The sequence below is a fragment of the Acidianus infernus genome (genome assembly GCF_009729545.1).
GTDB classification, from domain to species: domain Archaea; phylum Thermoproteota; class Thermoprotei_A; order Sulfolobales; family Sulfolobaceae; genus Acidianus; species Acidianus infernus.
The window spans coordinates 871715-897130 of sequence record NZ_WFIY01000004.1 but is presented as its reverse complement, the minus strand read 5'-3'; the positions used below and the strand labels follow the sequence as shown (position 1 = coordinate 897130).

Annotated in this window: 25 protein-coding genes, 2 tRNA genes and 1 rRNA gene; 18 read left to right on the top strand and 10 right to left on the bottom strand. The window is 34.3% G+C overall.

Going from position 1 to position 25416, the window contains the following annotated elements; all coding sequences use genetic code 11:
• Positions 1-38: 38 nt before the first annotated feature.
• From D1867_RS05495 to D1867_RS05480, 4 genes are read left to right on the top strand one after another with little or no spacing between them, the layout of a single operon-like run.
• Entirely contained in the window at positions 39-737 is a 699-nt protein-coding gene (locus D1867_RS05495) for an endonuclease III domain-containing protein (RefSeq protein ID WP_338077975.1), read from the top strand.
• Positions 679-1284 carry a ParB N-terminal domain-containing protein gene (locus D1867_RS05490; protein ID WP_155863117.1) on the top strand — a complete coding sequence of 202 codons (606 nt, stop codon included), beginning with the start codon at positions 679-681 and terminating at the stop codon, positions 1282-1284. Before D1867_RS05495 ends, D1867_RS05490 begins: the two co-directional genes overlap by 59 nt.
• Positions 1271-2650 carry a glycosyltransferase family 2 protein gene (locus D1867_RS05485; protein WP_155863116.1) on the top strand — a complete coding sequence of 460 codons (1380 nt, stop codon included), beginning with the start codon at positions 1271-1273 and terminating at the stop codon, positions 2648-2650. Before D1867_RS05490 ends, D1867_RS05485 begins: the two co-directional genes overlap by 14 nt.
• Before the next feature lie 34 nt (positions 2651-2684).
• Positions 2685-5306, top strand: a complete 2622-nt coding sequence (locus D1867_RS05480) for an ATP-dependent helicase (RefSeq protein WP_155863115.1) — start codon at positions 2685-2687, stop codon at positions 5304-5306.
• 248 nt (positions 5307-5554) lie between these two features.
• On the opposite strand, the gene D1867_RS05475 is transcribed toward D1867_RS05480, so the two are convergent.
• Complete coding sequence (locus tag D1867_RS05475; RefSeq protein WP_155863114.1) at positions 5555-6457, bottom strand: CBS domain-containing protein; 903 nt, start codon at positions 6455-6457, stop codon at positions 5555-5557.
• A gap of 35 nt (positions 6458-6492) precedes the next feature.
• Positions 6493-7191: a DUF2192 domain-containing protein gene (locus tag D1867_RS05470; protein WP_155863113.1), complete on the bottom strand. Its 699-nt coding sequence runs from the start codon at positions 7189-7191 to the stop codon at positions 6493-6495.
• A 61-nt stretch (positions 7192-7252) separates the two neighbouring features.
• On the opposite strand from D1867_RS05470, the gene D1867_RS05465 reads away from it, so the two are divergent.
• Positions 7253-7642 carry a hypothetical protein gene (locus tag D1867_RS05465; protein WP_155863112.1) on the top strand — a complete coding sequence of 130 codons (390 nt, stop codon included), beginning with the start codon at positions 7253-7255 and terminating at the stop codon, positions 7640-7642.
• On the opposite strand, the gene D1867_RS05460 is transcribed toward D1867_RS05465, so the two are convergent.
• On the bottom strand, positions 7616-7972 hold the full coding sequence (locus tag D1867_RS05460; RefSeq protein WP_013775384.1) for a helix-turn-helix domain-containing protein: 357 nt from the start codon (positions 7970-7972) through the stop codon (positions 7616-7618). The genes D1867_RS05465 and D1867_RS05460 overlap by 27 nt on opposite strands.
• A 53-nt stretch (positions 7973-8025) precedes the next feature.
• Here D1867_RS05460 and D1867_RS05455 point away from each other — a divergent pair, with 53 nt between their 5' ends.
• The gene (locus D1867_RS05455; RefSeq protein WP_155863111.1) at positions 8026-8910 is read left to right on the top strand and encodes an MDR/zinc-dependent alcohol dehydrogenase-like family protein; all 885 of its coding nucleotides are present in this window, start codon (positions 8026-8028) and stop codon (positions 8908-8910) included.
• Here D1867_RS05455 and D1867_RS05450 read toward each other — a convergent pair.
• A complete protein-coding gene (locus D1867_RS05450) occupies positions 8883-10091 on the bottom strand; it encodes an aminotransferase-like domain-containing protein (RefSeq protein ID WP_170283901.1) in 1209 nt (402 codons plus the stop codon). The two genes, D1867_RS05455 and D1867_RS05450, sit on opposite strands and share 28 nt — an antisense overlap.
• Before the next feature lie 34 nt (positions 10092-10125).
• On the opposite strand from D1867_RS05450, the gene D1867_RS05445 reads away from it, so the two are divergent.
• Positions 10126-10932, top strand: a complete 807-nt coding sequence (locus D1867_RS05445; protein ID WP_155863109.1) for a nicotinamide mononucleotide deamidase-related protein — start codon at positions 10126-10128, stop codon at positions 10930-10932.
• Here D1867_RS05445 and D1867_RS05440 read toward each other — a convergent pair.
• From D1867_RS05440 to D1867_RS05425, 4 genes are read right to left on the bottom strand one after another with little or no spacing between them, the layout of a single operon-like run.
• A complete protein-coding gene (locus D1867_RS05440) occupies positions 10904-11677 on the bottom strand; it encodes an alpha/beta fold hydrolase (protein WP_155863108.1) in 774 nt (257 codons plus the stop codon). The two genes, D1867_RS05445 and D1867_RS05440, sit on opposite strands and share 29 nt — an antisense overlap.
• 1 nt (position 11678) lies before the next feature.
• Positions 11679-13298, bottom strand: a complete 1620-nt coding sequence (gene pheT, locus D1867_RS05435) for a phenylalanine--tRNA ligase subunit beta (RefSeq protein ID WP_155863107.1) — start codon at positions 13296-13298, stop codon at positions 11679-11681.
• Complete coding sequence (pheS, locus tag D1867_RS05430; protein WP_155863106.1) at positions 13299-14705, bottom strand: phenylalanine--tRNA ligase subunit alpha; 1407 nt, start codon at positions 14703-14705, stop codon at positions 13299-13301.
• Positions 14706-14709: 4 nt separating this feature from the next.
• Positions 14710-15390, bottom strand: coding sequence for a metal-dependent hydrolase (locus D1867_RS05425; RefSeq protein ID WP_155863105.1), 681 nt, complete (start codon positions 15388-15390; stop codon positions 14710-14712).
• 38 nt (positions 15391-15428) lie between these two features.
• Between D1867_RS05425 and map the strand changes: the two genes are divergently transcribed.
• From map to D1867_RS05390, 7 genes are all read left to right on the top strand, one after another.
• Positions 15429-16322, top strand: coding sequence for a type II methionyl aminopeptidase (map, locus tag D1867_RS05420; RefSeq protein ID WP_155863104.1), 894 nt, complete (start codon positions 15429-15431; stop codon positions 16320-16322).
• Between the two features lie 60 nt (positions 16323-16382).
• On the top strand, positions 16383-17525 hold the full coding sequence (locus D1867_RS05415; protein ID WP_420809275.1) for a DUF1512 domain-containing protein: 1143 nt from the start codon (positions 16383-16385) through the stop codon (positions 17523-17525).
• A 6-nt stretch (positions 17526-17531) separates the two neighbouring features.
• Positions 17532-17729 (top strand): hypothetical protein, encoded by a 198-nt coding sequence (locus tag D1867_RS05410; protein ID WP_155863102.1) that lies wholly within the window; start codon positions 17532-17534, stop codon positions 17727-17729.
• A gap of 33 nt (positions 17730-17762) precedes the next feature.
• A 5S ribosomal RNA gene (gene rrf, locus D1867_RS05405) occupies positions 17763-17881 on the top strand.
• Between the two features lie 31 nt (positions 17882-17912).
• Entirely contained in the window at positions 17913-19091 is a 1179-nt protein-coding gene (locus D1867_RS05400) for an HD domain-containing protein (RefSeq protein WP_155863101.1), read from the top strand.
• Positions 19088-19777 carry a phosphoglycolate phosphatase gene (locus tag D1867_RS05395; protein ID WP_155863100.1) on the top strand — a complete coding sequence of 230 codons (690 nt, stop codon included), beginning with the start codon at positions 19088-19090 and terminating at the stop codon, positions 19775-19777. The genes D1867_RS05400 and D1867_RS05395 overlap by 4 nt, the downstream gene beginning before the upstream one ends.
• Positions 19761-21473: a glutamate--tRNA ligase gene (locus D1867_RS05390; RefSeq protein ID WP_155863099.1), complete on the top strand. Its 1713-nt coding sequence runs from the start codon at positions 19761-19763 to the stop codon at positions 21471-21473. Before D1867_RS05395 ends, D1867_RS05390 begins: the two co-directional genes overlap by 17 nt.
• 188 nt (positions 21474-21661) lie before the next feature.
• Here D1867_RS05390 and D1867_RS05385 read toward each other — a convergent pair.
• Both D1867_RS05385 and rpl7ae read right to left on the bottom strand, forming a co-directional pair.
• A tRNA-Asn gene (locus tag D1867_RS05385) sits at positions 21662-21734 on the bottom strand.
• Between the two features lie 179 nt (positions 21735-21913).
• A complete protein-coding gene (gene rpl7ae / locus D1867_RS05380; protein WP_013775398.1) occupies positions 21914-22291 on the bottom strand; it encodes a 50S ribosomal protein L7Ae in 378 nt (125 codons plus the stop codon).
• A gap of 729 nt (positions 22292-23020) precedes the next feature.
• Between rpl7ae and D1867_RS05375 the strand changes: the two genes are divergently transcribed.
• The 4 genes from D1867_RS05375 to D1867_RS05360 all read left to right on the top strand — a co-directional run bounded on the left by D1867_RS05375 (position 23021) and on the right by D1867_RS05360 (position 25404).
• Positions 23021-23095 (top strand) — tRNA-Met (locus D1867_RS05375).
• Between the two features lie 94 nt (positions 23096-23189).
• Entirely contained in the window at positions 23190-24554 is a 1365-nt protein-coding gene (gene glmM / locus D1867_RS05370) for a phosphoglucosamine mutase (RefSeq protein WP_155863098.1), read from the top strand.
• The gene (locus D1867_RS05365) at positions 24551-24940 is read left to right on the top strand and encodes a Trm112 family protein (protein WP_013775400.1); all 390 of its coding nucleotides are present in this window, start codon (positions 24551-24553) and stop codon (positions 24938-24940) included. The genes glmM and D1867_RS05365 overlap by 4 nt, the downstream gene beginning before the upstream one ends.
• A gap of 41 nt (positions 24941-24981) precedes the next feature.
• Positions 24982-25404, top strand: a complete 423-nt coding sequence (locus D1867_RS05360) for a DUF2153 domain-containing protein (protein WP_338077974.1) — start codon at positions 24982-24984, stop codon at positions 25402-25404.
• Positions 25405-25416: the final 12 nt, after the last annotated feature.

Below are 25416 nucleotides of genomic sequence, written 5' to 3'. Positions count from 1 at the left end.
CTATTTCGCTTAAAAGCTCTCTTACTCCTTATCATATTGTGAAGTGTACTGGAAGAGAAATCATTGAAAAACTAAGAAATGCTTATAAGAGAGACCCTAAGGAATATGTTGCTTATGACGTATGGATAAACTTTAAGGATCCATTTAAGGTTCTCATAGCGACGTTACTTTCTCAGAATTCTACAGATAAGGGAACCTATAAGGCATTCTATACACTACAAGAAAAAATAGGAGTAACTCCAGATAATTTAATTAAAGCTAACCTAGAAGATATTGCTTCATGTATAAGAAATATCGGAATCTATAGAATAAAAGCAGAAAGAATAAAAGAACTCGCAAAAATAATAAAGGAAAAATATAATGGTGATTTAAATAAAATTCTAGATAAGGATCCACAGGAAGCTAGAGAAGAATTATTATCCCTCCCTGGAGTAGGTGAAAAAACTGCTGATGTTGTACTATTGACTTGTAAAGGATATCCATACTTCCCAGTTGATACGCATATAAAGAGAATATCTCAAAGACTAGGAATTGCTTCAGGAAGTTATGAACAAATTTCTGCTTCTCTTATGAAACTTTTTGATCCTAAGGATTACTTAGAAGCACATCATTTATTAATAGCCCACGGAAGAAATGTTTGCAAGGCAAAAAATCCTTTATGTGAGAAGTGTGTACTAAATGACTGTTGCGAATATTACGCCAGAATTAATAAGAATAAACCAAATAATAACTCATGAGGATATAGATATTGTTAACCTAGACAAGGTAATTAGTTGTATTAAGAAAACTAAGGAAATTAATCCTATAATAGTTGATGAAGAAACATTCATGGTAATTGACGGACATCATAGATTTTATGCAATGAAATTGCTAGGATTTTCAAAAATACCTGCGTATTTGATCAACTATAGAAAGGATTATGTAAAAGTAAACAAATGGTTTAGAAAAATAGTATTTGGTAAGGGAAATAATGTAGATAGAATACTCTCGTTAGTTATTCCAGATAGTGAAGGAAAAGTTTGTATCAACTTTTTCTCTAAAAGATTCTGTTCTAATTCCGAATATACTCTATATTGGAAATTAAACATAATAGAGAAATATTTATTATCAATCGGAATAAATGTAATAAAGAATCCTAAGGAAGGAATAGAACCTCCTTCTTTAGATAAAGAATACGTACTAAGTATTGCTAAGAAGGGATTAAGATTCCCGCCAAAAACGACAAGACATAGCTATGAATTTATTATCCCGAGTTATAGAATTTCATTGAATGAATTCGTTTAACATTATAACGCAGATAATAGTATTTGTAATACCTTCATTAATTCTATTATATCAATATATATTCTTTAAACTGGGATATAATAGAATAGACGTCATAGATGTAAATCCTAAAGACTTACCTTTGCTTTCAATTATAGTTCCTACAAAAGGCGAGAGACCAGAATTAATACAAGGACTTCTAAATAATTTAGCAGAAGTAGATTGGGATAAGAGTAAGATGGAAGTAATAATAGTATCAGATGATAGTCCAGAATATTTTGAGGAAATGAAAGAGAAAATAATTCCACCACAAGGATTAGAAGTTAGAATGTATAGAAGGGAGAAAAAGCTAGGTTTTAAGAGTGGTGCTTTAGCTTATGGATTTGAAAGAAGTAGAGGAGACTTAATATTAACTTTAGACGTAGATGCGAGAGTAAGAAAAGATTCTATCAAAAAAGCTTACCTTCACATGTTACAATTTAATTGTGATGCAGTTACAATGAAATGGATAGGGTATTCCCATAACAGTTACTCGCTATTGGCCAAAGGTATAATGGTATCTACTATAATTGCAGATAATTCTATCCTTAGGGGAAGAGATAGAGCAAATTTAAAGGTATTTCCCGTAGGATGCGGAACAATGTTTAAGAAAAGCGCAATAGAAGAAGTAGGACCTTGGGACTATAGCATGATTCAAGACGACCTAGAAATAGGGGCTAGGCTTATAAATCGCGGGAAAAGAATATGCTCCTCCGACTCTATTGTATTTGTTGAAGTTCCAGATAACTTACTAGCATTTTACATCCAACAAACTAGATGGGCAATGGGGAGTATAGAAGTGTTAACTAGAAGATTTAAGCAAATAATAACTAGCAAAGCTAATATATTACAGAAAATAGATGCATTGCTATTCCTTCTCCAATACGTACCTATTGCATTGACTTTTATTGCAGCATTATTAATTTCCGTTTACTCGTTTTTAGGCAAAGGAGATCCACTAAATTCTATTCCGCTTTTTACTCTGTGGGCAATTGCTCTTGGAATATATGCGTATAATTTCATTAAAGTGGCTAGAGATTCTGGACTTAGATTGATTGAAGCATTAAGATCATTAGGTAAGGTATCAGCTTATACTGTTTCGATATCTCCATTTATTACCTTATCCATATTTAGCGCGTTTAAAAAGTCAAGAAATTATATTATAACCCCTAAAGGAAAAGCTGGAAAAACAAGAATAATATACATAATACTAGCTTTTGGATTGCTATTCCTTTTCGCCTCAATTAATTATTTAATTCACCAAGAGTTCATAGCGGGCTTATGGCTTCTTTATTATTCTTTAGCCTATATTTTCACATTCTCTTCTTATAAACAAGAAATTAAATAGAAGCTTTTAACTCTAAGAGTTTCATTTAACCTAAATGAGCATTGAATATGCTAGGGGCTTAAGTGACGAGGAATTATTTAAATTATTAAGGCCTTATGTTGCTGATTGGTTTAAAAAGAAATATCAAACTTTTACTCCACCTCAAAGAGCCGCAATACCTTTAATCAAAAATTATGAGAACGTTTTAGTTTCAAGCCCTACTGGTAGTGGTAAAACACTTGCAGCATTTCTAGGCATAATTGATAATTTATTTGAGTTAGCAGAAAAAGGACAACTTGAAGATAAAATATACGCAGTTTACATCTCTCCACTTAGGGCACTTAATAATGATATGTATAAGAACTTAATAGAACCTTTAACTGAAATAAAGGAGCAGGAGAAAGTAGATTATAACATAAGAGTAGGAGTTAGAACTAGCGATACCTCATCCTATCAAAAGGAAAAGATGCTAAAGTTGCCTCCCCACATACTTATAACTACGCCTGAATCTTTTGCAATATCATTAACTTCACCCAAATTTAGTGAAAAATTAAAAAACGTTAAATGGGTAATTGTAGACGAAATTCATGAGTTAGCAAGCAGTAAAAGAGGGTCTTTCCTATCAGGATTTTTAGAAATTTTTGAGAATATGATAGCAGAGGATAAAGTTAGTAGAATAGGCTTAAGCGCTACAATATCTCCTTTAGAAGAAATAGCTAAATTTCTTGTGGGTCCAAAAAGGAGTTGCAAAATTGTTGATGCAAGGTTTGTAAAAGATATTGACTTAAAGGTTATTTCTCCAGTAAGAGATTTGATACATGCAACTGAGGATGAAATAAGTGAAGGTATTTATAAGACAATAATTGAAGAAGTACTTAAGCATAGAACTACATTAATTTTTACAAATACAAGAAGTGCCGCAGAGAGAGTTTCCTTTAAGCTAAGGAAACTTGTTCAAGCTCAAAACCTATTTGATGCCGACATGATAGGAGCTCATCATAGTAGCTTAAGTAGAGATGTAAGGTTGGAAATCGAGGAAAAATTGAAAAGGGGAGAATTAAAAGCAGTAGTATCTTCTACAAGCTTGGAACTAGGTATTGATATAGGTTACATCGACCTAGTGATCTTACTTAGTAGTCCTAAGAGCGTTAGTAGACTACTTCAAAGGCTTGGAAGGGCAGGGCATCATATTAGGAGTATAAGTAAAGGAAGAATAATTGTAGTTGATAGAGACGACCTAGTCGAATGTACAGTACTAGCAAAGCTTGCAAAAGAAAGAAAAATAGACAGAGTTTATATCCCAAAAAATCCACTTGATGTATTATCACAATTGATAGTTTCAGCTTCCCTTATAAGGCCAATTTCAATTGACGAATTTTACAATATTATTACTAAAAGTTACACATTTAGTGGGTTAACTTTAGACTCTTTAAAGGCTACAGTAGATTATCTTACTGGAAAATACGGATTGGAGTCTAACAAGGTTTATGCAAAGATAAGAGAAGAAAATGGAGTAATAAAACCGAAAAGAGGATCTAGAATGATATTCTACATGAATAGTGGTACTATTCCAGAAGAATCGTTAGTTCCAGTGTATACTGAAAGCAACAAATACGTGGGGAACCTTGAGGAAGAATTCGTTGAAATTTTATCTCCCGGAGATATCTTCGTGTTAGGAGGCAAAACTTACGAATTTCTTAGTAGCAAAGGAAATAAAATAATCGTAAGAGATGCTGAGGGCCAGAGACCTACAGTGCCTAGTTGGTTTTCAGAAATGTTACCTTTAGCTTACGATTCTGCGTTAGAAGTAGGAAAATTTAGGAAAGAAGTTGCAGAAATGATAGAAAATAATGTAGATAAAAAAACTGCAATTGAGGAGATCTCAAGGAAATATAATATCTCGAAACATGCAGCGTTCTCAATTTATGAATACATCCTAGAGGAGTATTTATTCACAGACGGAAAAGTTCCTAATGATAAATTCATCTTAATTGAAATATATGATGACGAAGAGGATAGAAGAAATTTCATATTCCACGCTCTGTACGGAAGAAGGGCTTTAGACGCGCTATCAAGAGCGTTGGCTTATATCATAAGCGAACAGCTTAACGTTGATGTTAGAATTTCTGTATCAGATAATGGGTTTATATTAACAATACCAGAAAGGACTGCTTACAGGATTAATAAAATATTTGACTACTTAAATCCAGACGATATGTATGACATATTAAGCAAGGTTATCCTAAGAACGGAAATGATTAAGAGGAGATTTAGGCAAACCGCAGAAAGGTCATTTATGATATTAAAGAAATATAAGGGAAGAGAAACTAATCTAGAGAGAAGGCAATTAAGTTCGGAGGCTTTACTTAACGTAGTTAAGGAAATTCCCAATTTTCCGGTATTGAAAGAAACAATAAGGGAAATTCTTGAAGACCATATGGACATAAAAAGTGCTATAGAAATCGTTAGAAAAGTTAAATCTGGAGAAATAAAAATTGATGTAATAGGGCCTAGAAGAGTACCAAGTCCTTTTGCACACGGAATTATAGCAAAAGAGCACGCAGATGTTGTACTTGCAGAAGAAAAGAGAGAGTTACTTAAGAAGCTTCACGAAGAAGTTATCGCGTACCTTAAAAGGAAGGGAATTAATATCGACCTCAATTATACCGAGACTTGAAGAGTATTTGTATGCCTTAATGCAGTCACTTGTCACGATAATCCAATATACTTTCCATATCTTCATGTTTTTGACGTCAAAATCACTAGGGATACAACTTTTAACGTGAGTATGAACTATAGCTTGGAGCTCTTTTCCATTACTTATTATAGAATAAAATTCTTCTGGATCCATAATAAATTCATAAGGATCACTTGAAATGTTATTTATCTCGTAAAATACTCCATCAACTATTATTCCGCACCTTTCTATACTCCCCATAGTAATTCTAATCCTGCTATAGACTTTAGAATATCAGTCCTAGTTACAATTCCTATAACTCTCTGCATTGAATCAACTACAAGTAATCTACCAACATTATATATTACCATTTTCCTAATTGCCTCTAAAACGTCCTCTTCTTCTCTGATTGTTATAACATCAGTCTTCATGTAATCTGAAACTTTTGCATCGTATTTACCTTCAAAGAATGCCTTAATAATATCTGCAGTAGTTATAATTCCCAGGACTTTCTCTCCTTCTCCTAAGACGGGAGCGCCTCTAATGCCCTCTTTATATAATATCATTGAAGCCTCTTTTAACGTCATGTCAGGCTTAAGTGTTATAAGCCTCCTTCCAATAATATTCTTCACTTTTTCCTTTGGAACGCTTATCATTCTCTTAACGTCTATTAAAACCTCTTTTCTGGAATCGTCGGCATTAATTACTACTCCGTCAATTACTAATCTGCTATAAGGCGTTGGGCCCAACCTAACTGGATCTCCTGGCCTAATTTTCCTTAAGTCTCCAGTGACTTTAAGAATAACTTTATTCCCAGAAGGATTAGTAATGTCAAGAAGCTCAATATTCTCAATTTTAATGTCAGTTTCGACATTCCCTCTATATAAACTTAATTTATCAAGAATAGGAGAAATTGATGGATTTTTAATAAATTCATAAGCTTTTAACGTTGGAATATATCCTCCATTAGGACCCGGTTTTGATTCAACAAGCCCAAGCACTTTAAGGCCTAAAATTATATTTCTAACAGTGCCTTCATCTTTGCCTATCATGTCAGCAACTTCTTTACTCTTTATCATCTTCTTTCCTTTATTGTATAATTCTACTAATGCTAGCAAAATTTCCCTTTGAGTAGATGATAAATTCTGCATACTAAATTATAATTTAAGTATTTGCTTAAAAACTTCTATGTTTTAGCTGAAACTTCTAGAATCTTCTTAATTAACTTAGGTTTAACATTGAAAACTTCTTGAGAGATCAGTGCTACATAATTAGCCTTAGGTAAAGGATACTCAATTCCTATATTTATTGATATCGCCTTCTTCATTGCAATATAATTCATTTTATCTCTAATACTACCTTCGGCTATGCCTTCAGCTAATTTAAATGCTGTATAAAATCTAGAAAAACTTTTAGCAGTATGTTTTATTGCATCGTTAGTGCTTGAGTCAAGTCTCCTTAAAGCATCTATAAGCTTGCTTTCATCTGCAAATGAGAAGATAACTTCAACAAAAATTAGCCTTAACGCTCTTGCCAATAAATCTTTATCTTCGTTAGCTTTTTTGAAAGCCTCTTCTGGGGAATTTAATATTAAATTAGCTATATTCTCATAATTTTCCTCCATAGAGAATAATTTATCAAAAACTTGTTTATAGTCATTAAATAGACCAAGTCCCTCTTTCCCAACTACGTAAACTGATATTAATTCTTTTTCGTAAAGATTGGTAGATTTAAATCCTCTGAAAGGTTTTATCTTATTGTCTTCATAAATTTTCTGAACTAAAGAAATTAACGAGTCTCTATTTAAACTTTCCCACTCATCAAGTATTTTTCCCCATAGATCAGTAATTACTTTTATCCTGCCCTTGTAAATCTCTTTAACCATAATTAACCCGTTGAATATTGTGTAATTTTGCTTAAAAAGGATAGCATTTAAGCTACAAACCATGAGTTTAGAAGAAAGTTTAAAATCAAGCGTAGTTTTGATTTCTCCATCTGATATAGAGGAAAGTGTAAAGAAAATTGAAGAAGAAATAAAATCGCATGAACAGATAGATATAGACTTCCAAAAGAAAATTCAAGAAGAGCTAGATAAAATATGGAGTACATTATCATGGTTAAAGATTGCAGAATCTCAAGGTGTTTGGAAAACAAAAACATGCAGACATGCAATTGACGGTGTTTGTGAAGCGTGGAACATAAGCGATCCAGCCAAATTAGGAATGCCTCAAGAAGTAATTTCGGTAAACCAGGACGGTACAAAAAGAGTAGTCGTTGCTAAATTTTATCAAATATGCATAACTTGTCCTCTATATGAACCCAGAAGAAGCCAATAATTTTCTGCCTTCTATTTCATCTAAAATTTTTTTAAGTTCGTCAATTTTTTCTGTGGTTACGTTAGGATATTCGGAAAATACTTCTATCACACTATTTACAAGGTCGTTTAAGATTATATTAACTATTTTCTCTTTTTCATCATCACTTGCTATTTCAAGGGCTTTTAAAATAGTATCATCACTTGGGTGAGTTAAACCTTTAGTAAACTTAACTATTGCAGCAGGAGTTATTCCTAATTCCTCTGCAAGTTCTTTTCTAGATCTTTTTTCTAGCAATATATTAATTATTTCCTGCCTAGCTTCTTTACTTAGATTATGTATAGCCTTCATTTAATGAAGATTTAGTGCTAAAACTTAAAAGAGAAGTTTATAATTGCTTTCACATGATATCAATTATATTTAACCAAGGTATTATTCCTAAGGACGTTGTTGAAAGGCCTATAAATAACGATTTTGTATTGGTATCACCAGATAAAGTATTACTAACGTTTATTGAAAATTCTGTATATCTAGGATTATTATGGGTAAGACCTTGGACAATACTGGGCAGTATTGGAATAGGTAAAATAGAAGCGGTAGGAGTAGATGTAGACTCGACTTTACAAGGTAAGAACGTTCTAGTCTTACCTTATTCTAGAAAATATGGAGGAATAGGAACAGAGATTGATGGATTATTAACTGAAAAAGCAGTAATTCCAGACGATGCAATAGTAACTCTTCCTGAAAAATTCAACGATAAAGTTCTTCTTTATCCTTTTGTCTCAATAGCAACGCAAATAGTGGACCTAGTAAAAGGAGAGAAAGTACTAATAATAGGTTCTGGTTTACTAGGATTATTAACTTACCAATATTTATTGGATAATTCCGTAGACGTCAGTATATATACTGACATCTCAGGTAAAAAAATTCAAGGAGTAAAGGAGGTTAAAAATTTAGAAGAAGGAAAATGGGATATAGTAATATTATCAACTATGAGAGGTTGGGCAAGATATATTGCTGAAAGGTTAATTACTGAAGAAGGAAGAATTATAGTCCCAGTTTTTATGAACACTTGGCCACCAACTTTGCCTTCTAGATCAATTAAAATATATCCTAAGAAAATGGACGGACTACTTCAAAAAACTGAGAAAATTTCGGATAAATTCTTTAGCGAAAACATAGCATATTCCGACGATATTTTATCTAGTATTCCAACTCCAAAAAACGGTGTTATAGTAAACGTTAAAAAAGCTTTAGCTAGTTACGCTAATTCCTCTTTGATAACTTGACCTAGGATTCTAATTCCTTCAACTAGTTTCTCCTTAGGCGGGAAGCTAAAATTAAGCCTCATAGTATTTCTTCCACTATAGTCATAATAGAAACTCGAGCCAGGGACATAAGCTACTCCTCTTTCTAAAGCTTTAGGCAGCATATTTAATGCATCTATTTTTTCAGGTAACCAGGCGAATACAAACATTCCACCCACTGGCTTAGACCAGCTGGCATCCTTAGGGAAGTATTCCTCTATAGCTTGTAACATAACGTCTCTCTTCTCTCTATAAAGTTGCCTAACTTTTGGAATATTGTTCTGGATTACATTCCTCTTTATAGCCTCAGCTGCTATAAATTGAGTAAAACTTGGAGTATGCAAATCTACATTTTGCTTATATAACTCAACGTTATGTATTATTTCCTCATCAGCTACTATCCACCCCAATCTAAAGCCTGGGGCTAAAATTTTACTAAAAGTTCCAGTATAGATTACTCTACCCTCTTTATCTAAGGCCTTAATAGGTGCAGGACTTTCGCCTTCAAACACTAAAAATCCATAAGCGTCGTCTTCTACTATTAGAAAATCATATTGAGAAGCTAATTCTAATACTCTTTTCCTACCTTCCATATCTAATGTAGTACCTCCAGGGTTTTGTGCTGTGGGAATTATATAAAGCAATTTTGGAGATTTACCTTCAGCTTTTAGTCTCCTCAATTCTTCTTCAAACTTATCTAAATCTGGACCTTTTTCCGTTAGCGGAATTCCGTGAAATTGAGGATTTCTAGCTCTTAAAATGTTTAAAGCCGCCAAATAACTTGGCATTTCTACAAATACATGATCTCCAGGGTCAACAAAGATGTTAAATAATATAAATAAAGCTTCTTGACTACCTACTGTTACAAATATATTATTCTCATTTATTCCGGTAATCCCTCTTTGGGATGAAAGGTTTACAAGTTCCTTTCTTAATTCCGGTATTCCAGCAGTTGCAGAATATTGCAGGGCACGAGAAGCATAATTTTGTAATACATAGTCAGTTATATTCTTTATATCTTCTGCAGGGAAAGTTGATGGATCTGGTAAGCCTCCTGCTAAGCTAATTACATTCTTTCCTTCAGTGAGCTTCAATAAATCTCTTATCTCAGAAGTTTTTAATAATGCTGTATCTTTAGAAAGAAACTTCGACCATTTAGCCATAAGCATAATTAGAGGGATTAGTATTTATTATTTTATGAGAACATATCCAGCAGAAATCTTAACCATAGGCAATGAAATACTTAGCGGAAGAACAGTTAATACTAATGCATCACATATTGCAAGAAGATTAACTTCACTCGGTTTTACAGTAAGGAGGATAACGGTGGTGATGGATGAACTTGACGAAATCTCTCAAGGTTTTAAGGAGGCTATACAGAGGAATCCAAGAGTAATAATATCAACTGGAGGATTGGGACCAACCTATGACGATAAGACTGCGGAAGGATTAAGCTTAGCATTAGGAAGAAAATTGGTAATAAACCAGAAAGCTCTAGAGGAAATAGAAAATAAATATAAACAACTTGGATTGCAACTAACAGAAGAAAGAAGAAAAATGGCCATGATGCCAGAAGGTTCAATTGCTGTAGAAAACTCTAAGGGTATAGCACCCGGCATATACATAGAATATAACGGTATAGAAATATTAGCTACCCCAGGAGTACCAAGAGAAATGGAAGATATCCTAGAGACGTTTATTAAAAAATACTTAAAGACAAAACCAGAAGTAAAATACGTGGAGGAAACAATTTATGCAGATAAGGTAATGGAGTCAGTATTAGCTCCTTATGTTAGACAATTGGTAAAGAAGTACGACCTATACATAAAAACTCATCCTAAAGGCTACGAACTAAGTAATCCGTCACTTGAAATTCAGATAGCAGGAAGTAGCGAAGATGAGGGAGAGATAAGGAAAAGGATAAACGCTTGCATAAAAGAACTTGAAGAGTACATAAAAAATCTTGGCGGAATTATTAAGAATTCCCAACAAGAAAATCAATAATTGATGCGTATAGCTCGTCTGGAGCTTCAAAATTTAAGAAATGACCATATCCATTAAGAATTCTATAGCTAGAGTTAGGAATAGTTAGCATTGTATTTAAATTCTGTTTTAATTTATCCTCACTGCCATAAATCACTAAAGTTCCGCCTTTTATATCAATCTTGTTAAGATCTTTAGAATAGTCTCTGGCACGCAATAATCCTTCTACTGCGTATTTATATCCTAGCGGATTGTTTTCATTATACACTTCTAAAAGCTTTCTCCAAGCCACAGGATTCAGAACTAAAGAATCAGCAAAATCTCCTATAGTTTTCCTATATTCCGCTAACGCTTCCATTCCAAAGTTAAGAGCGACTGAAACGTATTTCTCATAGGGCTCTGGATTAGGAGCCTTATATAAGGCTCCTATTAATATTAATTTATCAACTACGTTTCTTAAAGCATATTCAATTGCAACTAAAGTTCCTAAAGAATGGCCAATAATAATTGGACTATCTAGCCTAAGATATTCTATTAATCCTTTCAGATCTTTAGAATGATCTTCAATCCTATACTCATATGGCAAAATGGAAGACCTTCCGTGCCCTCTAAGATCATAAGATATTACCGTAAATTTTTGCGATAGCTGATAAGCAATATCAGACCAACTTTTGTAAGATCCTGCTAGATGGTGAATTAAAATAACTGGTTTACCTTCGCCTCTTATTTCATAATAAATTTTAGCATCATCTAAGATTACAAACATGTTACTCACACAATTTTTCCAAGTAAATTTCTGCTATAACTACAGGATTTTCAATATTAAATTTCTCTAAAACTTGTGGTGATATCTCACCTATCTCTCCAACAACGTTATTGTCAAACATTATTTTGGCAGACCTACCTTTAATAAAATAATCTTTATCTTGTCTGGCGTATCTAGGCTCCTTCCCTTTTAGATTATATAATATTTGATGAACTACAGACTGCAATTCCTCATAAGAGACTCTACTATTCATTATCGCAAGACATGCTCTAGCGTCATTTTTATATCCAGTATCACTTTCTTCACTTTTCACAACCACATCTCCTACTTCAAATACTTTAATAGGAAACCTAGCGTGTTGATTCTTTGCTAAAAACTTAAGCATATTCCAGATCAATGAGTTTCTTACAGCGTCGTATTCAACAGTTATAGGATTTTGTATTTTAACAAAATCATTGTATAACAAGTATGATGATTTATTTAGGACAAAAGTGAAAATCTCTTGGAATCCTCCGCCTATTGCTAAGTCTCTAAACGCTCTTTCAAGCCTGGTTATCGGTAAAAGTTCTCCTATTCCTTTACTAGTATATTGAGGCAAGCTAAAGCTTTTATATCCGTAAGCCATTGCTACGTCCTCTGCTACGTCCACGTAAGTCATTATATCTATTCTATACTGTGGAACTATTACCTCTACCTCATCGCCATTAATATTAGCGTCCATTCTCATCATTCTAACGTACTTAGCTATCTCCTCTGTCGATAAGCTTAATCCTAATCTCTTATTTATATCAGAGGTCTTTACTACTAATTTGTTATGAATTAATAGTGGAGAGGAAGAAGCGTACCTCGACACCTTTACTGTTCCAATCTTGCTTCCTCCTTCAGCAAAATTACTAACCAACAAATCTAAAGTCTGGGCAACAGCGTCAAAATTAGTTCCAGTAACGTCAATGAATAAGTTCTTAGTAGAAGAATCAATTTTTGTCTTATTTGAATTTATTACGGGCGGTATGCTTAGTACTTGGCCATCTTCTTGTAATATTGCAGGAGAATAATTGTCCTTAATTGATATATTTCCATAAAGTTTACCTTGCTCTGTAGAAGATATTACTGCTGAAATGCTCATCTCCTTATCCGAGTTTAAGGGAATGAATCTATAATCTAGAGGGACCTTCGAGTATCTTATTACCTTCCCATCTATTTTATCTAGATCGTGAATACCTATAGCAACTTTCTTTCTTTTCCTACCTATAGTACAATGTAATTTCTCTTGAAACTGTATTAATTCCTTTATTCTATCATCATCGAGCTTAACATCATAAACTACTGCAGCAAGAGCATAAGGCCTACTCTCTACATCATCTATTATTAGCTGATAATTAGTTGGAACTACTTCATATTTAGCCTCTCCCAATTTCCTTCCTAGGATTCCATCAACTGCCCTCTTAATTCCTTCTGGGCTAAGCATATCTAACCTATCTGAGTTTATCTCTATCTCAAGCTCATCTTCTCCTCTTTTTTCAACTTCAGACTTTAAGTTAAATAAAACGTCGTTCAATTCTTTCTCTTCTAATCCAAGAAGGTTTAGTAATCTTGATTCTTTCAATACAATATTTACCATTTAATATTCCACCTTTCTATTTCTCAAGTACTCAATATCGTCTGAATATAAGTCCCTTATATCTTTAATACCTAAAAACAGCATAGCTAGCCTATCCAATCCAAGACCCCAAGCTCCTGCTGGCATTGTAACCCCTGCTGGCTCAGTAACTTCTGGCCTTAATAAACCTGCTCCAGCCATTTCTACCCATCCTAAGCCTTGAATATAACCATAGACTTCTACACTAGGTTCTGTAAACGGGAAATATGCTGGCTTAAATTTTACTTCCTTAATTCCTATCCCAGAAAATATTGCCCTTAGAGTAGACAAGAGTTCCCTAAAGTTAAAATTCTCTTCTATAACTAAACCATCTAACTGGTGAAATTCGATTAAATGCGTGGCGTCAATTGCATCTGGTCTAAATACTTTACCTATAGTGAAGACTTTAATCTCTTTATTAGGCGACGTAGAAAGAACTCTTGCTGTAGTTGCCGTAGTTTGGCTCCTTAGAACTAAGGACTTTGCGACCTCTTGATTCCAATTATATTTCCACCATTTTTCATGAACTTCTTTTACTCTCTTTACTAAACTTTGGTTTGACAATTCTCCCTTTCCATCAACCTTAAAGCTATCATGAATTTCCCTAGCAGGATGATCTTGAGCTTGGAATAGCATGTCGAAATTATAAAATTCCATTTCTACAAAGTCACTCTTAACTTCTTTAAAACCTAAAGAGACCATAACATCTTTAACGTGCTCTAAAAACTCCTTAAAATAATGCTTCTTCCCCAAGGGAATAAACGGGGGTAACGCTTCAACATTGTACTCTTTTAATTCATATTTAGTCCATTCTTTATTTCTTAATAATTCTGGAGTTAAGTAAGTAATAGCTGGGCGAATTTCTGGCTCCTTAAGTAAAGTAAGTAATAGCACCTTATTCTTCTTAATTTCTATTAGCCCTCTATTTTCTAATTCTTTCAAATATTTTTTGTCCTCTTCAGAAAGATCCTGAGAAGATGATATCTTCTTAAGAACGATGTATTCTGGTGAAATATAAGACGATTTTAAAGGTATAATTTCTCCTTTATCTACCTTTACTAGTCCCTTCTTCTTAGCCCAGCTAAGTGCAATATTAAAATCCTTAAAACTTTTGGCTATTTCTTGTATTTTTTTACTTTCTCCTTTTAAAAAGTTCATTAAATTATCTTCTGGAAGCCCTTCTTTTAATCTTTCTTCTCCCTCTTTAGTTAATATGATGTCCTCTTTTTCTTCCTCTTTTACGTTTACATAACCTTTGTCTTTCAATAAATAAGCCAGACTAAAGACGGCAGTTTCTGGTATTATGGATGAGAGTTCTGTAGAATAAGCGGATTTATTATCCTTCTTTTTTAAAAAATCAATAATTTTAATCTCATTCTCGCTCAACATGGCTTTACAACTCTATGCTCTGTCCTGGTTGTAAGATTATTGGTTTATAACCCTTCTCTTTAACATATCTTTCAAAGTCTCTAGGATCTACTTTGATTAAATCCCAGGTATTATAATGAATTGGAATTACTCCTTTCTTAGGTTTTATCATATCTACTGCTATCGACGCTTGATATGGATCCATGGTAAATCTTCCTCCTATAGGAAGTAATGCATAATCAGGCTTAAAGACCTCACCAATTATTTTCATACCTTCAAATAGTCCAGTATCTCCTGCGTGATAAATTGTTATTCCTTCAGCTGAAATAATTACACCGGTAGGATCACTATGTTCACTGGAGTGAATTGCTTGAGTTAACGCTAATTTAATACCTTGATATTCAATATATCCGCCTACATTCGCAGGTATCATTCTGTCCCACGGTATGTTGTATTCCTTATTCAAGTAATTTTCTAAATCCCATGTAGCAAAGAGTAATGCTTTCTTATTTTTGTTCATAATTTCTACTGTATCGCCTAAATGGTCGTAATGATCGTGTGTTACGGCTATTAAATCAAAATCATCAAAATAAGATAACTTAACTGGAGCTGTTGGGTTATTCTTTATAAATGGATCTATAACTATTTTCTTGCCTTGTAAATTTAGTTCAATTGCCGCGTGACCTAGCCACCTTAGTGAAGGCATGAGATAATATTAATAACCAAGAAATAAAAACTTCCATTATGACAGATGAAGAACTAAAAATTATCATGAAAGTGGGAAAAATTGCCGCAGAAGCAAGAGATGCAGGAGCTAAAATGATAAAACCTGGAGTAAAAGTCTTAGATGTTTGTGAAGCTGTAGAAAAAATGATCATAGAGAAAGGAGCTTTTCCTGCATTTCCTTGCAATTTATCAATAAATTACGAGGCTGCGCATTATAGTCCAGTTATAGGAGACGAGAAAGTAATTCCGGAAGGTGCAGTAGTAAAATTAGATATCGGGGCACAAATTGACGGTTACATCTCTGACACTGCAGTTACTGTTGTTTTAGACGATAAGTATCAAAGGTTAGCAGATGCATCTAAAGAAGCGTTAAATGCAGCAATATCAAACTTCAAGCCTGGCGTAAGTCTTGGGGATATAGGAAAAGTCATTGAAAGAGTAATTAGAATGAACGGCTACTCTCCGGTCAGAAATTTAGGAGGGCATTTAATAAGAAGGTACGAGTTGCATGCGGGAGTATTTGTACCTAATGTTTATGAAAGAAATATGGGAAGAATAATGGAAGGAAATACTTATGCAATAGAGCCCTTTGCCACGGACGGATTTGGAGAAGTAATTGAAGGAAAAATGGAGACTATATATTCTGCAAAGTCTTTTGTCCCTAAAGGATTAACTGAGGAGGAAAAACAATTCCTAGATGTGATAAATAAGAGATTTAAAACATTACCGTTCTCAGAAAGATGGCTTTCAGACTTAGGAGATAAGGAAAAAGTCGAGAAAACTCTTAAAAACTTAGTCAGAAAGAAAGCGTTAAATTCATACCCAGTGTTAATAGAAATAAGGAAAGGAATGGTGTCGCAATTTGAACATACAGTGTATGTAGGTAAAGACGAAACGATAGTTATAACGTAAATTAGATTTTGGTAAAAGTTTAATTTGGACAAATGCAGATAAGTTACAAGAAGGTATATGTTGGATATAATTTTAAATATATTAGCTTTCGCTCAGTCAGCAAATAATGGTGCAGCGTTCACTTTTGAACTATTGTACATGCTATTCTTTATAGTAATAATAGCAATATCCTTCATCCCTGGGCTTCAACAGCAATACCAAATGATGTTCATGAGCAAAGATGTTGAAAAGAACCTTAATATTATAGAGAATTACCTTAAAGACGCTAAAAGTATAGCTGAAAAATTATTAAAAGAGAAGAACTTTCAAGACCCTAAAGCTTTCCTTGATAGAGTAATAGATAGGTTTGTAATAGATCCAGTAAGTATAGAGCCTACCGATATCATAAATAGAATGAAACTCCTACTCAGGACAAATGAAGATACTGTAAGGCAAATGATAACAAAGTATTCACCAAATATAGATCCAATGAGCAGAAGTCAAATTGAGGTATCGATAGAAGTAATTAACGCGCTTAACATGATATATAAGGTGATTAGGCACTATTTCTTACTAGCCAAGAAATTAAAGAACTTAATGATAATGTACCAACTACAAGCAGTAGCTCCAATTTATGCAAAACTTGCTGAAGCTTATGGAAAAGCCCAGAAAGTCTTCTTACAAGGTATACCAGTAGGTGACGGCTTAGGGCCACTAGTTGCATCAAGATTCTTAATGAATATAAATGACAAGTGGAGTCCAAGCAAAGATACTATAGCGGGTTCAATGGAATTTGAAGGAAGAAAGTTAATAGTCGTTAAAGCAGAAGGACCAATGGCAACAGTAGGAGAACCAGGAGAAGCTGTACAAAATATTGTAGAGAAAGAAGGCAATAAAGTTGCAAGAATAATAACCATAGATGCTGCATTAAAGCTAGAAGGAGAAGAAACCGGAAGCATAGCAGAAGGTATGGGTGTTGCAATGGGCGATCCAGGACCAGAAAAGATAGCAATAGAAAGAGTCGCTGCAAAATATAATATTCCTATAGATGCGGTAATAGTAAAAATGAGCATGGAAGAAGCAATAACTGAAATGAGAAAGGAAGTTTACGAAGCTGCCGATAAAGTTGTAAACTATGTAAAGAACATAATACTAGAGAGAACAAAGCCTGGAGATACTGTAGTACTAGTAGGTGTAGGTAATACTGTAGGAATAGCTCAGTGATATAAAATGGCAATCTCCTCAGAAACAAAACAACCACTTGTAGTGAAAACTGTAATAAAGTGCATGACTTGCGATTATTCTATTGTTAGGGATTTTCAGCAAGGAGATTTTGTTCCTAAACTTGTAGGAACTTGCCCAAAAGATGGAGGAAAGCTTTACATAGCCGGAATTTACGCTGAATCCCCCAATAGTCAACACAAGTAATTTTTTATACTTCTACTCCTTTTCTTTTATTGCCCACCCGGCCATAGTGGGAGGGCAACACCCGGACTCATCTCGAACCCGGAAGTTAAGCCTCCCACGTTGGAAGGGCAGTGGGGTCCGAGAGGACCTGCAGCCCTTCCAAGCCGGGATGGGTTTTATATTTCTCCCCTTTTCATATAATGTATGAAAAAGATATACGACGAAATTCATGGATATATAACACTTGGGGACGCGGAAATTGAAATTGTAGATTCTCCAGAATTCCAAAGACTAAGAAGAATAAAACAAACCAGCCTAGCTTACATAGTTTATCCGGGAGCTACTCATACAAGGTTTAGCCATTCACTAGGAACGTTTTACCTAGCGTCAAAAGTGGGAGAGAAACTTTATAATTCTGGCGAGATAAACGCTGAAGAACTTCAAGATCTAAAGATGGCAAGCTTATTACATGATATAGGCCAATTCCCATTTAGTCATGCTATTGAAGGATATTATTTATCTCAAGGCTTCGGGAATAAGGAATTAAGGGAATATATTTTAGAAAAATCTGAGATAAAAGATATACTAGAAAAATACGGTTTTTCAATTTCAAGAATTCTTGACATATATCACGGGAATTCATTATTATCATCAATTATAGATGGAGAAGTTGACGTAGATAGGATAGATTATTTAATGAGAGACTCAAGACACACTGGAGTTCAGTTAGGTAAACTTGACTTAGATAGATTAATAGATACGATATTTTACACGCAATCAGGGATTACAGTAGAGGATAAGGGAATAATAAGTCTAGAAAATTTTTACATCTCAAGGTTGCATATGTATCAAGCAGTATATTACCATAAAACAATATTAGGCTACGAGTTGTTTTTAAGGAAATTGTATGAGCATATGATAAACTATTGCAATAAAGACCTTAAAGATTCGTTAAATATTAAGGAAATGGTAAAAGAAGGCCTTTTCCCATATTGGGACGACGAATGGGTAATATCGTCTCTTTATAATTGTTTAACTGAAGATATTCCATTATCAATAATTCAAAAAATTAAGAACTTTATGGATAGAAAAGGACCTAAAGTTGTTTATGACGAAGTATCATACAAGGAGGAAAAAGGTTATTTAGAAGATATAAGAAACCAATTGGAGAAAGTCGGTATTCCTTCTGATTCAATATATCCGTTTGAAGAAAAAATTTCAATAATTGACAAAAATAAGATTAAGATCCTTTCAAAGGGCAGAGAGAAGAAATTAAAGGACTATTCTACAACGCTTTTGCACGAAATTCCCGACTTCATACTAATTAGAAGAGTTTACGTGGATTATGAATACGCTAAGAAAGCGAGGGAAGTATTGAGTTGATTAAACTACTACTAACAGATCTTGACGGTACACTTACTGAAGATAGAGGAATATACAAGGTTAGTCTAGATGCAATAAAATACCTTAGATTATTGGAAGAAAGGGGAATAAAAGTTGCATTAGTTAGCGGTAATTCTTACCCAGTATTAAGAGGATTGCATAATTATTTAGGCTTCACAGGTGGAGTCGTTGCAGAAAATGGTTGCATAGTCTTTTATAAACAAAAGATTAGAGTATGTAAACCTATGGATAGACAAATATTAGAAGAATTTAGAGAAAAATTCAAACTAAAGGATAGTTGGCAAAACGACTATAGGGAATGCGACTTCGGTTTTACTCCCCCAGATATTACAGAAGATATGATTAAGTGGGCAGAAGAAAAGGGGTTATATATTAACTCCTCGGGATATGCGTTACACATAGCTTTTAAACCAGCTGGCAAAACGGTTGGAGTTAGAAAACTTATAGAACTTCACGGCGTTAAAAAAGAAGAGGTTATAGGGATAGGAGATTCATTAACTGACTTAGATATGTTCAAAGAAGTAGGAATAAAAGTTGCGGTTGGCAATGCTGAGGAAGAGTTAAAAAAAGAGGCAGACATTATATTAAATCTTAAGAGTGGGGAAGGAGTTAAAGAACTAGTTACAATGATATTGGAGGGAAAATTAGATGGACGAGATAGATGAGATAATTTACAAGTACGCATTAGATAATGCCGTCAAACACGATGGTAAAGCAGCGGTAGGCCCGGTAATGAGTAAAGTGCTAGGAGAAAAACCAGAGTTAAAACCAAAAGCTAAGGAAATAGCAAAGAGAGTACAAGAAATAGTAGAAAAAGTAAATTCCATGAGCTTAGAAGACCAGAAAAAAGAACTAGAGGCAAAGTTCCCAGAAATGCTAACAAAGAAGAAAAGTGAAGAAGAAAAGAAAACTTTGCCACCATTGCCTAACGTTAAAGGTGAAGTAATAACTAGGTTCGCTCCAAATCCAGATGGGCCAATACACTTAGGCAATACCAGAGCTGCGATTCTCTCTTACGAATATGCCAAAATGTATAAAGGTAAATTCATTTTAAGATTTGACGATACTGACCCAAAAGTAAAGAAACCGCTGAGAGAAGCTTATGATTGGATAAGAGAGGATTTAAAGTGGCTGGGAATAACTTGGCAAGAAGAATTTACGGCCTCGTCAAGACTTGAAAGATACTATGAAGTTGCTAAAGAAATGATCAAAAAAGGTTACGCTTACGTAGATACTTGTAGCGAAGAAGAATTTAAGAAAATGAAAGAAACTAGAAACTTCTCCTTACCCTGCTTCAATAGATCAAAACCAGTAGAATATAATCTTGAATTATGGGAAAAAATGTTAGAAAGAAAATTTAAAGAAGGAGAAGCAGTTCTTAGAATAAAGACTGACCTTAACGATCCAGATCCTTCAAAAATAGATTGGGTAATGGCTAGGATAGTCGATACCGAGAAAAACCCTCATCCTCTTGTTGGCGATAAATATTGGGTATGGCCAACGTATAATTTTGCGTCAGCAGTAGACGATCACGATTATAAAATAACTCACATTTTAAGAGCTAAGGAGCATATGAGCAACGCGGAGAAACAAAAATGGGTATTCAACTATATGGGCTGGGAAATTCCCGAAGTTATGGAATTTGGAAGGCTTAAATTAGAAGGGTTCATGATGAGTAAATCGAAAATAAAAGGAATGATGGAAAAAGGGACTACAAAAGACGACCCTAGATTGCCTACTATTGCGGGACTAAGAAGAAGAGGAATTTTGCCAGAAACTATTAGAGAAATAATCATAGAAGTTGGAGTAAAACCGTCTGATGCAACAATTAGCTTTGAGAATATAGCTGCACTGAATAGGAAAAAACTCGATCCTATTGCAAAAAGGATAATGTATGTAGAAAACTACTCTGAGTTTACGCTTGAAATTCCAGAAGAAATGACTGCCAAAATACCTCTAAGTCCAACTATGAAGGAATTTAGGGAAATTACGGTAAAACCTGGAGATAAAATACTTGTAGAAAAGGCCGACGCGGAAAACCAAAGTATAATTAGACTTGTTGACCTATGTAATGTTAAAGTTGAAGGAAACAAACTAGTCTACGTAAGTAAGCCAGTAGAAGATGCAAAGAAAATTAATGCAAAGATAGTCCAATGGGTCAAGAAAGGAGAGGAAGTTAACGTAAATGTGATAAAGGCTGATCCAAATCAAGACTTAAAGATAATTAAAGGAAAAGCTGAAAGATATGCAATTAATCTTAATCCAAATGAAATAGTGCAGTTCATTAGATACGGTTTCGTTAGAGTCGACTCCAAGAACGAGAGCAGTAATGAATTAACAGTAATATACGCACATGAATGACTTTTTCTCAAACTTTCATTTATATAAGGAATAACTTGCTAAGTTTTTAGAAAAATTTTACAATAAAATGTACTAAGACTCGCACATTACCAAATTATACTACTTAGGCTATCATTACTAGCGATAACTTTTTCGAACTTAGAAAATGAAGAGCCTGGGGGCGTTAGCAAGAATGTACCCCCAGCCAGCGCCGCAGGCTGGACTCGAACCAGCGACCGCCCGGTTAACAGCCGGGCGCTCTTCCAGCTGAGCTACTGCGGCAATTTATTCTATTAACTTATTTCTTATAACGTTTTTGCTTACTCTTGTCAAAGGATAACTTGAACTACTTAACCATTAAGCATAATCACGCATATAGTGCAAATTTCAGATACAATTGGAAAAAGAAAATCTCATAAATAAAATCTATGAATATCTAAAAATAAAAACTAATAGTATTATTAAGATTTACCAGATATCTCTTGTAGTTTCTTTAATACTTCGTCTAACGCGTCCTTAGCTTCTCCTGGATCTATAATAGCCGCAGACGCTGCTGCAACTTGTAGTCCGCATGCTTCGCCTAATGCTTTCTTTGATGGTACGTATATATAAGGAACTTTCTTTTCTTCACATAATCCAGGCAAGTGAGCTACTATCTCTTCTGGTTGTACATCTTCTGCAATGTATACTAATTTTGCTTGTCCTCTTTCTACTGCTTTTGTAGTCTCGTTAGTTCCTTTCTTTATCTTTCCAGATTCTTTAGCTTTCTTAAGAACTTCTAGAGCTTTGTCTACCAAATCTTGTGGAACTTCAAATTTTACATAAGATGGCTTGGACATACGCTCATCCTCCTCCTTATTTCGTCACGCAAAAATGAATGAGACTCATTAGCTTAAAAAACTATTTGACGTCATTTAGAGAAACAATCTTCGTGCCACTTTAAAAATACGGTCTAAGCTATTAGCATAATCCAAACCTTGCGCACATATAGGCGTCGTGCAGTTCCCTCCTTTCTTCATCGGTGTAAGAAGAAAAGTCATGATCACTAGAGTTGATCTCTTCATATATCTTCTTGGCAATAATGTAGTTCTTCTCAAAGAGCTCACCAAACTAGCTTAGAGAATTAACTATTCGATTAGCAACGTCTTCTTCCATTTTATAGACATTGACTAAAACTTCAGCTACGGCAGAAACTTTGAGCACTCTTGCAAACGCTTTTCTAAAGTTATCGCCAATACCTAGCCAGTCAGCATAGGCTTCTAAATTTTGTAAACTATATGGATTAGAAGACGAAAAGTCTTGAGACTTCTGAGGAGTTACATCGGGTGTTTTATCATCCTTATCGGTAGCGTTGCTCTGGTTAGATTGGTTCGTATGAAAATGTTAGAAATTCGATATAAAAATACGCATCATCCTAGTTAGAGTACTTAATAGGCTAAAGTATTTCATAACTATATACAATACAAAAAGTTAATTACAAACGAGCTAACTTCCTACTGATTAATCTTATTTACTATCCCCAAGAATAAACGAGAAAATTTTATAGCGACCAAAGTATAAATGTACTTAGCGGCGTAGGCCAGCCTGGTAAGGCCGCAGGGCTCATAACCCTGAGGTCCCTGGTTCAAATCCAGGCGCCGCTACCTCACACTTTTTGTGATGAGAAGAGGGTCGAATGAGATTGTGATTATCGCTGGAAATGCTGAAATCTTAAATTAAATCTTCAAATTATATATTATGGGTAAGCTTTTCGGCACAGACGGAGTGAGAGGTATTATAAATAAGGAGCTAACGATAGAGTTGGCTCAAAAGTTAGGGCAAGCTATTGGAACTTTTTTTGGCAAAGGATCAACGATACTGATAGGAAGAGATGCTAGAGCCGGAGGCGACATGTATACTAGAGCTGTAGAGAGCGGTTTATTAAGTACTGGAGTTAAGGTTTATGAAGGAGGTTTTGCCCCTACTCCTGCATTACAATACGCTGTAAAGACACTAGGTTATGATGCTGGTGTAATTATTACTGCTAGTCATAATCCTGCGGAATATAACGGAATAAAAGTAATAGATAAGGATGGCGTTGAGATTTCTAGGGATAAGGAGAACGAGATTGAGGATATTTATTTCTCTGGTAAATTTTATTCCGAGGACTGGAGGGCTTTAACTTACGACGTAAAAAAAGAGGATAGAGTTATAGATAATTACGTTAAAGGTATTTTAAGTCATGTTGACGTAGAGAAAATAAGGAAGAAGAACTTTAAAGTATTAATAGATGGTGCCAATAGTGTAGGTTCTATAACTTCACCTATCGTTGCCAGAGAGTTAGGTTGTAAAATATATGGTATAAATACTAACTTAGATCCTTTATTCCCTGCAAGAACTCCAGAACCCACTTTTGACAGCCTAAAGGATACTGCAGAGATTGCTAAAGAGCTTAAAATTGATTTAGGTGTAGCTCACGATGGTGATGCGGATAGAGCAATATTTATAGATTCGCAGGGAAGAGTGCAGTGGGGTGATAGAAGCGGTGCATTATTATCTTATTGGGCTTCAACAAAGGAAAATAACTTTCCAAGGAGGATATTTACCGCAGTCTCCAGTTCTGTTCTGGTTCAAGATTACCTTAAGAAATATAATATAGAAGTTGTTTGGACTAAAGTTGGTAGTGTTGATATTGCTCATAAATTAATGGAAGAGAAGGGAATTGCTGGCTTTGAGGAAAACGGTGGGTTCATTTTCCCTCTTCACCAGTATGTGAGAGATGGAGCAATGTCTTTTGCTTTAATGCTTGAGATGCTTGCCTCTGAAAATATTTCTTCTGCAGAACTTTTTGATACATTACCAAAGTATTATACAGTAAAAACTAAGGTTTACATAAATAAAAACACGGACGTTGAGAAAATATACGAAGCAGTAAAATCTACATATTCTCAGGGTAATATCATAACTATAGATGGCGTGAAGATAATTACACCAGACTATTGGTTCCTAGTAAGAAAGAGTGGTACTGAGCCTATAATAAGGGTAATGGTTGAGGCTAAAGACAAGGAAAAAGCAGAAAATCTTGCAAATGAATTAGTAAAGCTGGTAGGTAGTTTGATATGAAATATAGGCTAATGGATATATTAGCTTGTCCTATGTGCAAGCATTTTCCTCTTCAGCTTATAGTAATTTCGCAGAAAAAAGTCGAGAGAACTACTGATGAGAAAAAGCCTTTGTGCGAACTTTATTGCGCATATAAGAATTCTGAAGTTAAGAACGTCGAAAATCCGCCTTGTGACGAATGCATAACTTATGAAATTGAGGAAGGAGTACTTTACTGTCCGGAATGTAAAAGATGGTATCCAATTATAGATGAAATACCTAGGATGCTACCGGATAAGTTAAGAAAGAAAGAGGAAGATTTAAAATTCCTTGAAAAGAATAAAGATAAGATACCATCTTACATTATAGAGAACGGCGTTCCATTTAATCTATCGAGTTTAAAATGAGCTTATTAATCCGGTTTACAAATGTATTTTTGGTGTAAATCGTGGAAAGTTCATTTCTATCTAATTTAGACGAATGGATAAAGATGCAGAAGAGCTTACTCGCAACTATAAAAGATATGGAAAAGAATGAAAACGATAAAGACATGGATAGGTTAGACTTAATCTTAGCTTCTAGAGTAGCTTTCCAGCACATGATGAGAACTATAAAAGCATTTGATCAATGGTTACAAGATCCAATGATAATAAAACACATGCCTAAAGAAATGCTGGAAGATGTAAAAAGAACTAGCTGGAGTATATTAGAACAGCTTCTGGAGTTAGATATTAGGCACACTAGTGAAGCACGCGACTTAATAAGCAAACTAGGAAAAGAAGGTAAACTAGATCCATTAATTTGGTCTAGGCCATTGTTTGATGAACAGCAGAATCAGAATAATAGGAGAATAACTTTCACAACAATGTAATTTTTATTAAAA

Excerpts from the sequence above, each read along its gene's own strand:
- D1867_RS05490 (WP_155863117.1), top strand. The coding sequence starts at position 679 with ATGACTGTTGCGAATATTACGCCAGAATTAATAAGAATAAACCAAATA.
- D1867_RS05485 (WP_155863116.1), top strand. The coding sequence starts at position 1,271 with ATGAATTCGTTTAACATTATAACGCAGATAATAGTATTTGTAATACCT.
- D1867_RS05480 (WP_155863115.1), top strand. The coding sequence starts at position 2,685 with ATGAGCATTGAATATGCTAGGGGCTTAAGTGACGAGGAATTATTTAAA.
- D1867_RS05475 (WP_155863114.1), bottom strand. The coding sequence starts at position 6,457 with ATGCAGAATTTATCATCTACTCAAAGGGAAATTTTGCTAGCATTAGTA.
- D1867_RS05470 (WP_155863113.1), bottom strand. The coding sequence starts at position 7,191 with ATGGTTAAAGAGATTTACAAGGGCAGGATAAAAGTAATTACTGATCTA.
- D1867_RS05465 (WP_155863112.1), top strand. The coding sequence starts at position 7,253 with ATGAGTTTAGAAGAAAGTTTAAAATCAAGCGTAGTTTTGATTTCTCCA.
- D1867_RS05460 (WP_013775384.1), bottom strand. The coding sequence starts at position 7,972 with ATGAAGGCTATACATAATCTAAGTAAAGAAGCTAGGCAGGAAATAATT.
- D1867_RS05455 (WP_155863111.1), top strand. The coding sequence starts at position 8,026 with ATGATATCAATTATATTTAACCAAGGTATTATTCCTAAGGACGTTGTT.
- D1867_RS05450 (WP_170283901.1), bottom strand. The coding sequence starts at position 10,091 with ATGGCTAAATGGTCGAAGTTTCTTTCTAAAGATACAGCATTATTAAAA.
- D1867_RS05445 (WP_155863109.1), top strand. The coding sequence starts at position 10,126 with ATGAGAACATATCCAGCAGAAATCTTAACCATAGGCAATGAAATACTT.
- D1867_RS05440 (WP_155863108.1), bottom strand. The coding sequence starts at position 11,677 with ATGTTTGTAATCTTAGATGATGCTAAAATTTATTATGAAATAAGAGGC.
- pheT (WP_155863107.1), bottom strand. The coding sequence starts at position 13,298 with ATGGTAAATATTGTATTGAAAGAATCAAGATTACTAAACCTTCTTGGA.
- pheS (WP_155863106.1), bottom strand. The coding sequence starts at position 14,705 with ATGTTGAGCGAGAATGAGATTAAAATTATTGATTTTTTAAAAAAGAAG.
- D1867_RS05425 (WP_155863105.1), bottom strand. The coding sequence starts at position 15,390 with ATGCCTTCACTAAGGTGGCTAGGTCACGCGGCAATTGAACTAAATTTA.
- map (WP_155863104.1), top strand. The coding sequence starts at position 15,429 with ATGACAGATGAAGAACTAAAAATTATCATGAAAGTGGGAAAAATTGCC.
- D1867_RS05410 (WP_155863102.1), top strand. The coding sequence starts at position 17,532 with ATGGCAATCTCCTCAGAAACAAAACAACCACTTGTAGTGAAAACTGTA.
- D1867_RS05400 (WP_155863101.1), top strand. The coding sequence starts at position 17,913 with ATGAAAAAGATATACGACGAAATTCATGGATATATAACACTTGGGGAC.
- D1867_RS05390 (WP_155863099.1), top strand. The coding sequence starts at position 19,761 with ATGGACGAGATAGATGAGATAATTTACAAGTACGCATTAGATAATGCC.
- rpl7ae (WP_013775398.1), bottom strand. The coding sequence starts at position 22,291 with ATGTCCAAGCCATCTTATGTAAAATTTGAAGTTCCACAAGATTTGGTA.
- glmM (WP_155863098.1), top strand. The coding sequence starts at position 23,190 with ATGGGTAAGCTTTTCGGCACAGACGGAGTGAGAGGTATTATAAATAAG.
- D1867_RS05365 (WP_013775400.1), top strand. The coding sequence starts at position 24,551 with ATGAAATATAGGCTAATGGATATATTAGCTTGTCCTATGTGCAAGCAT.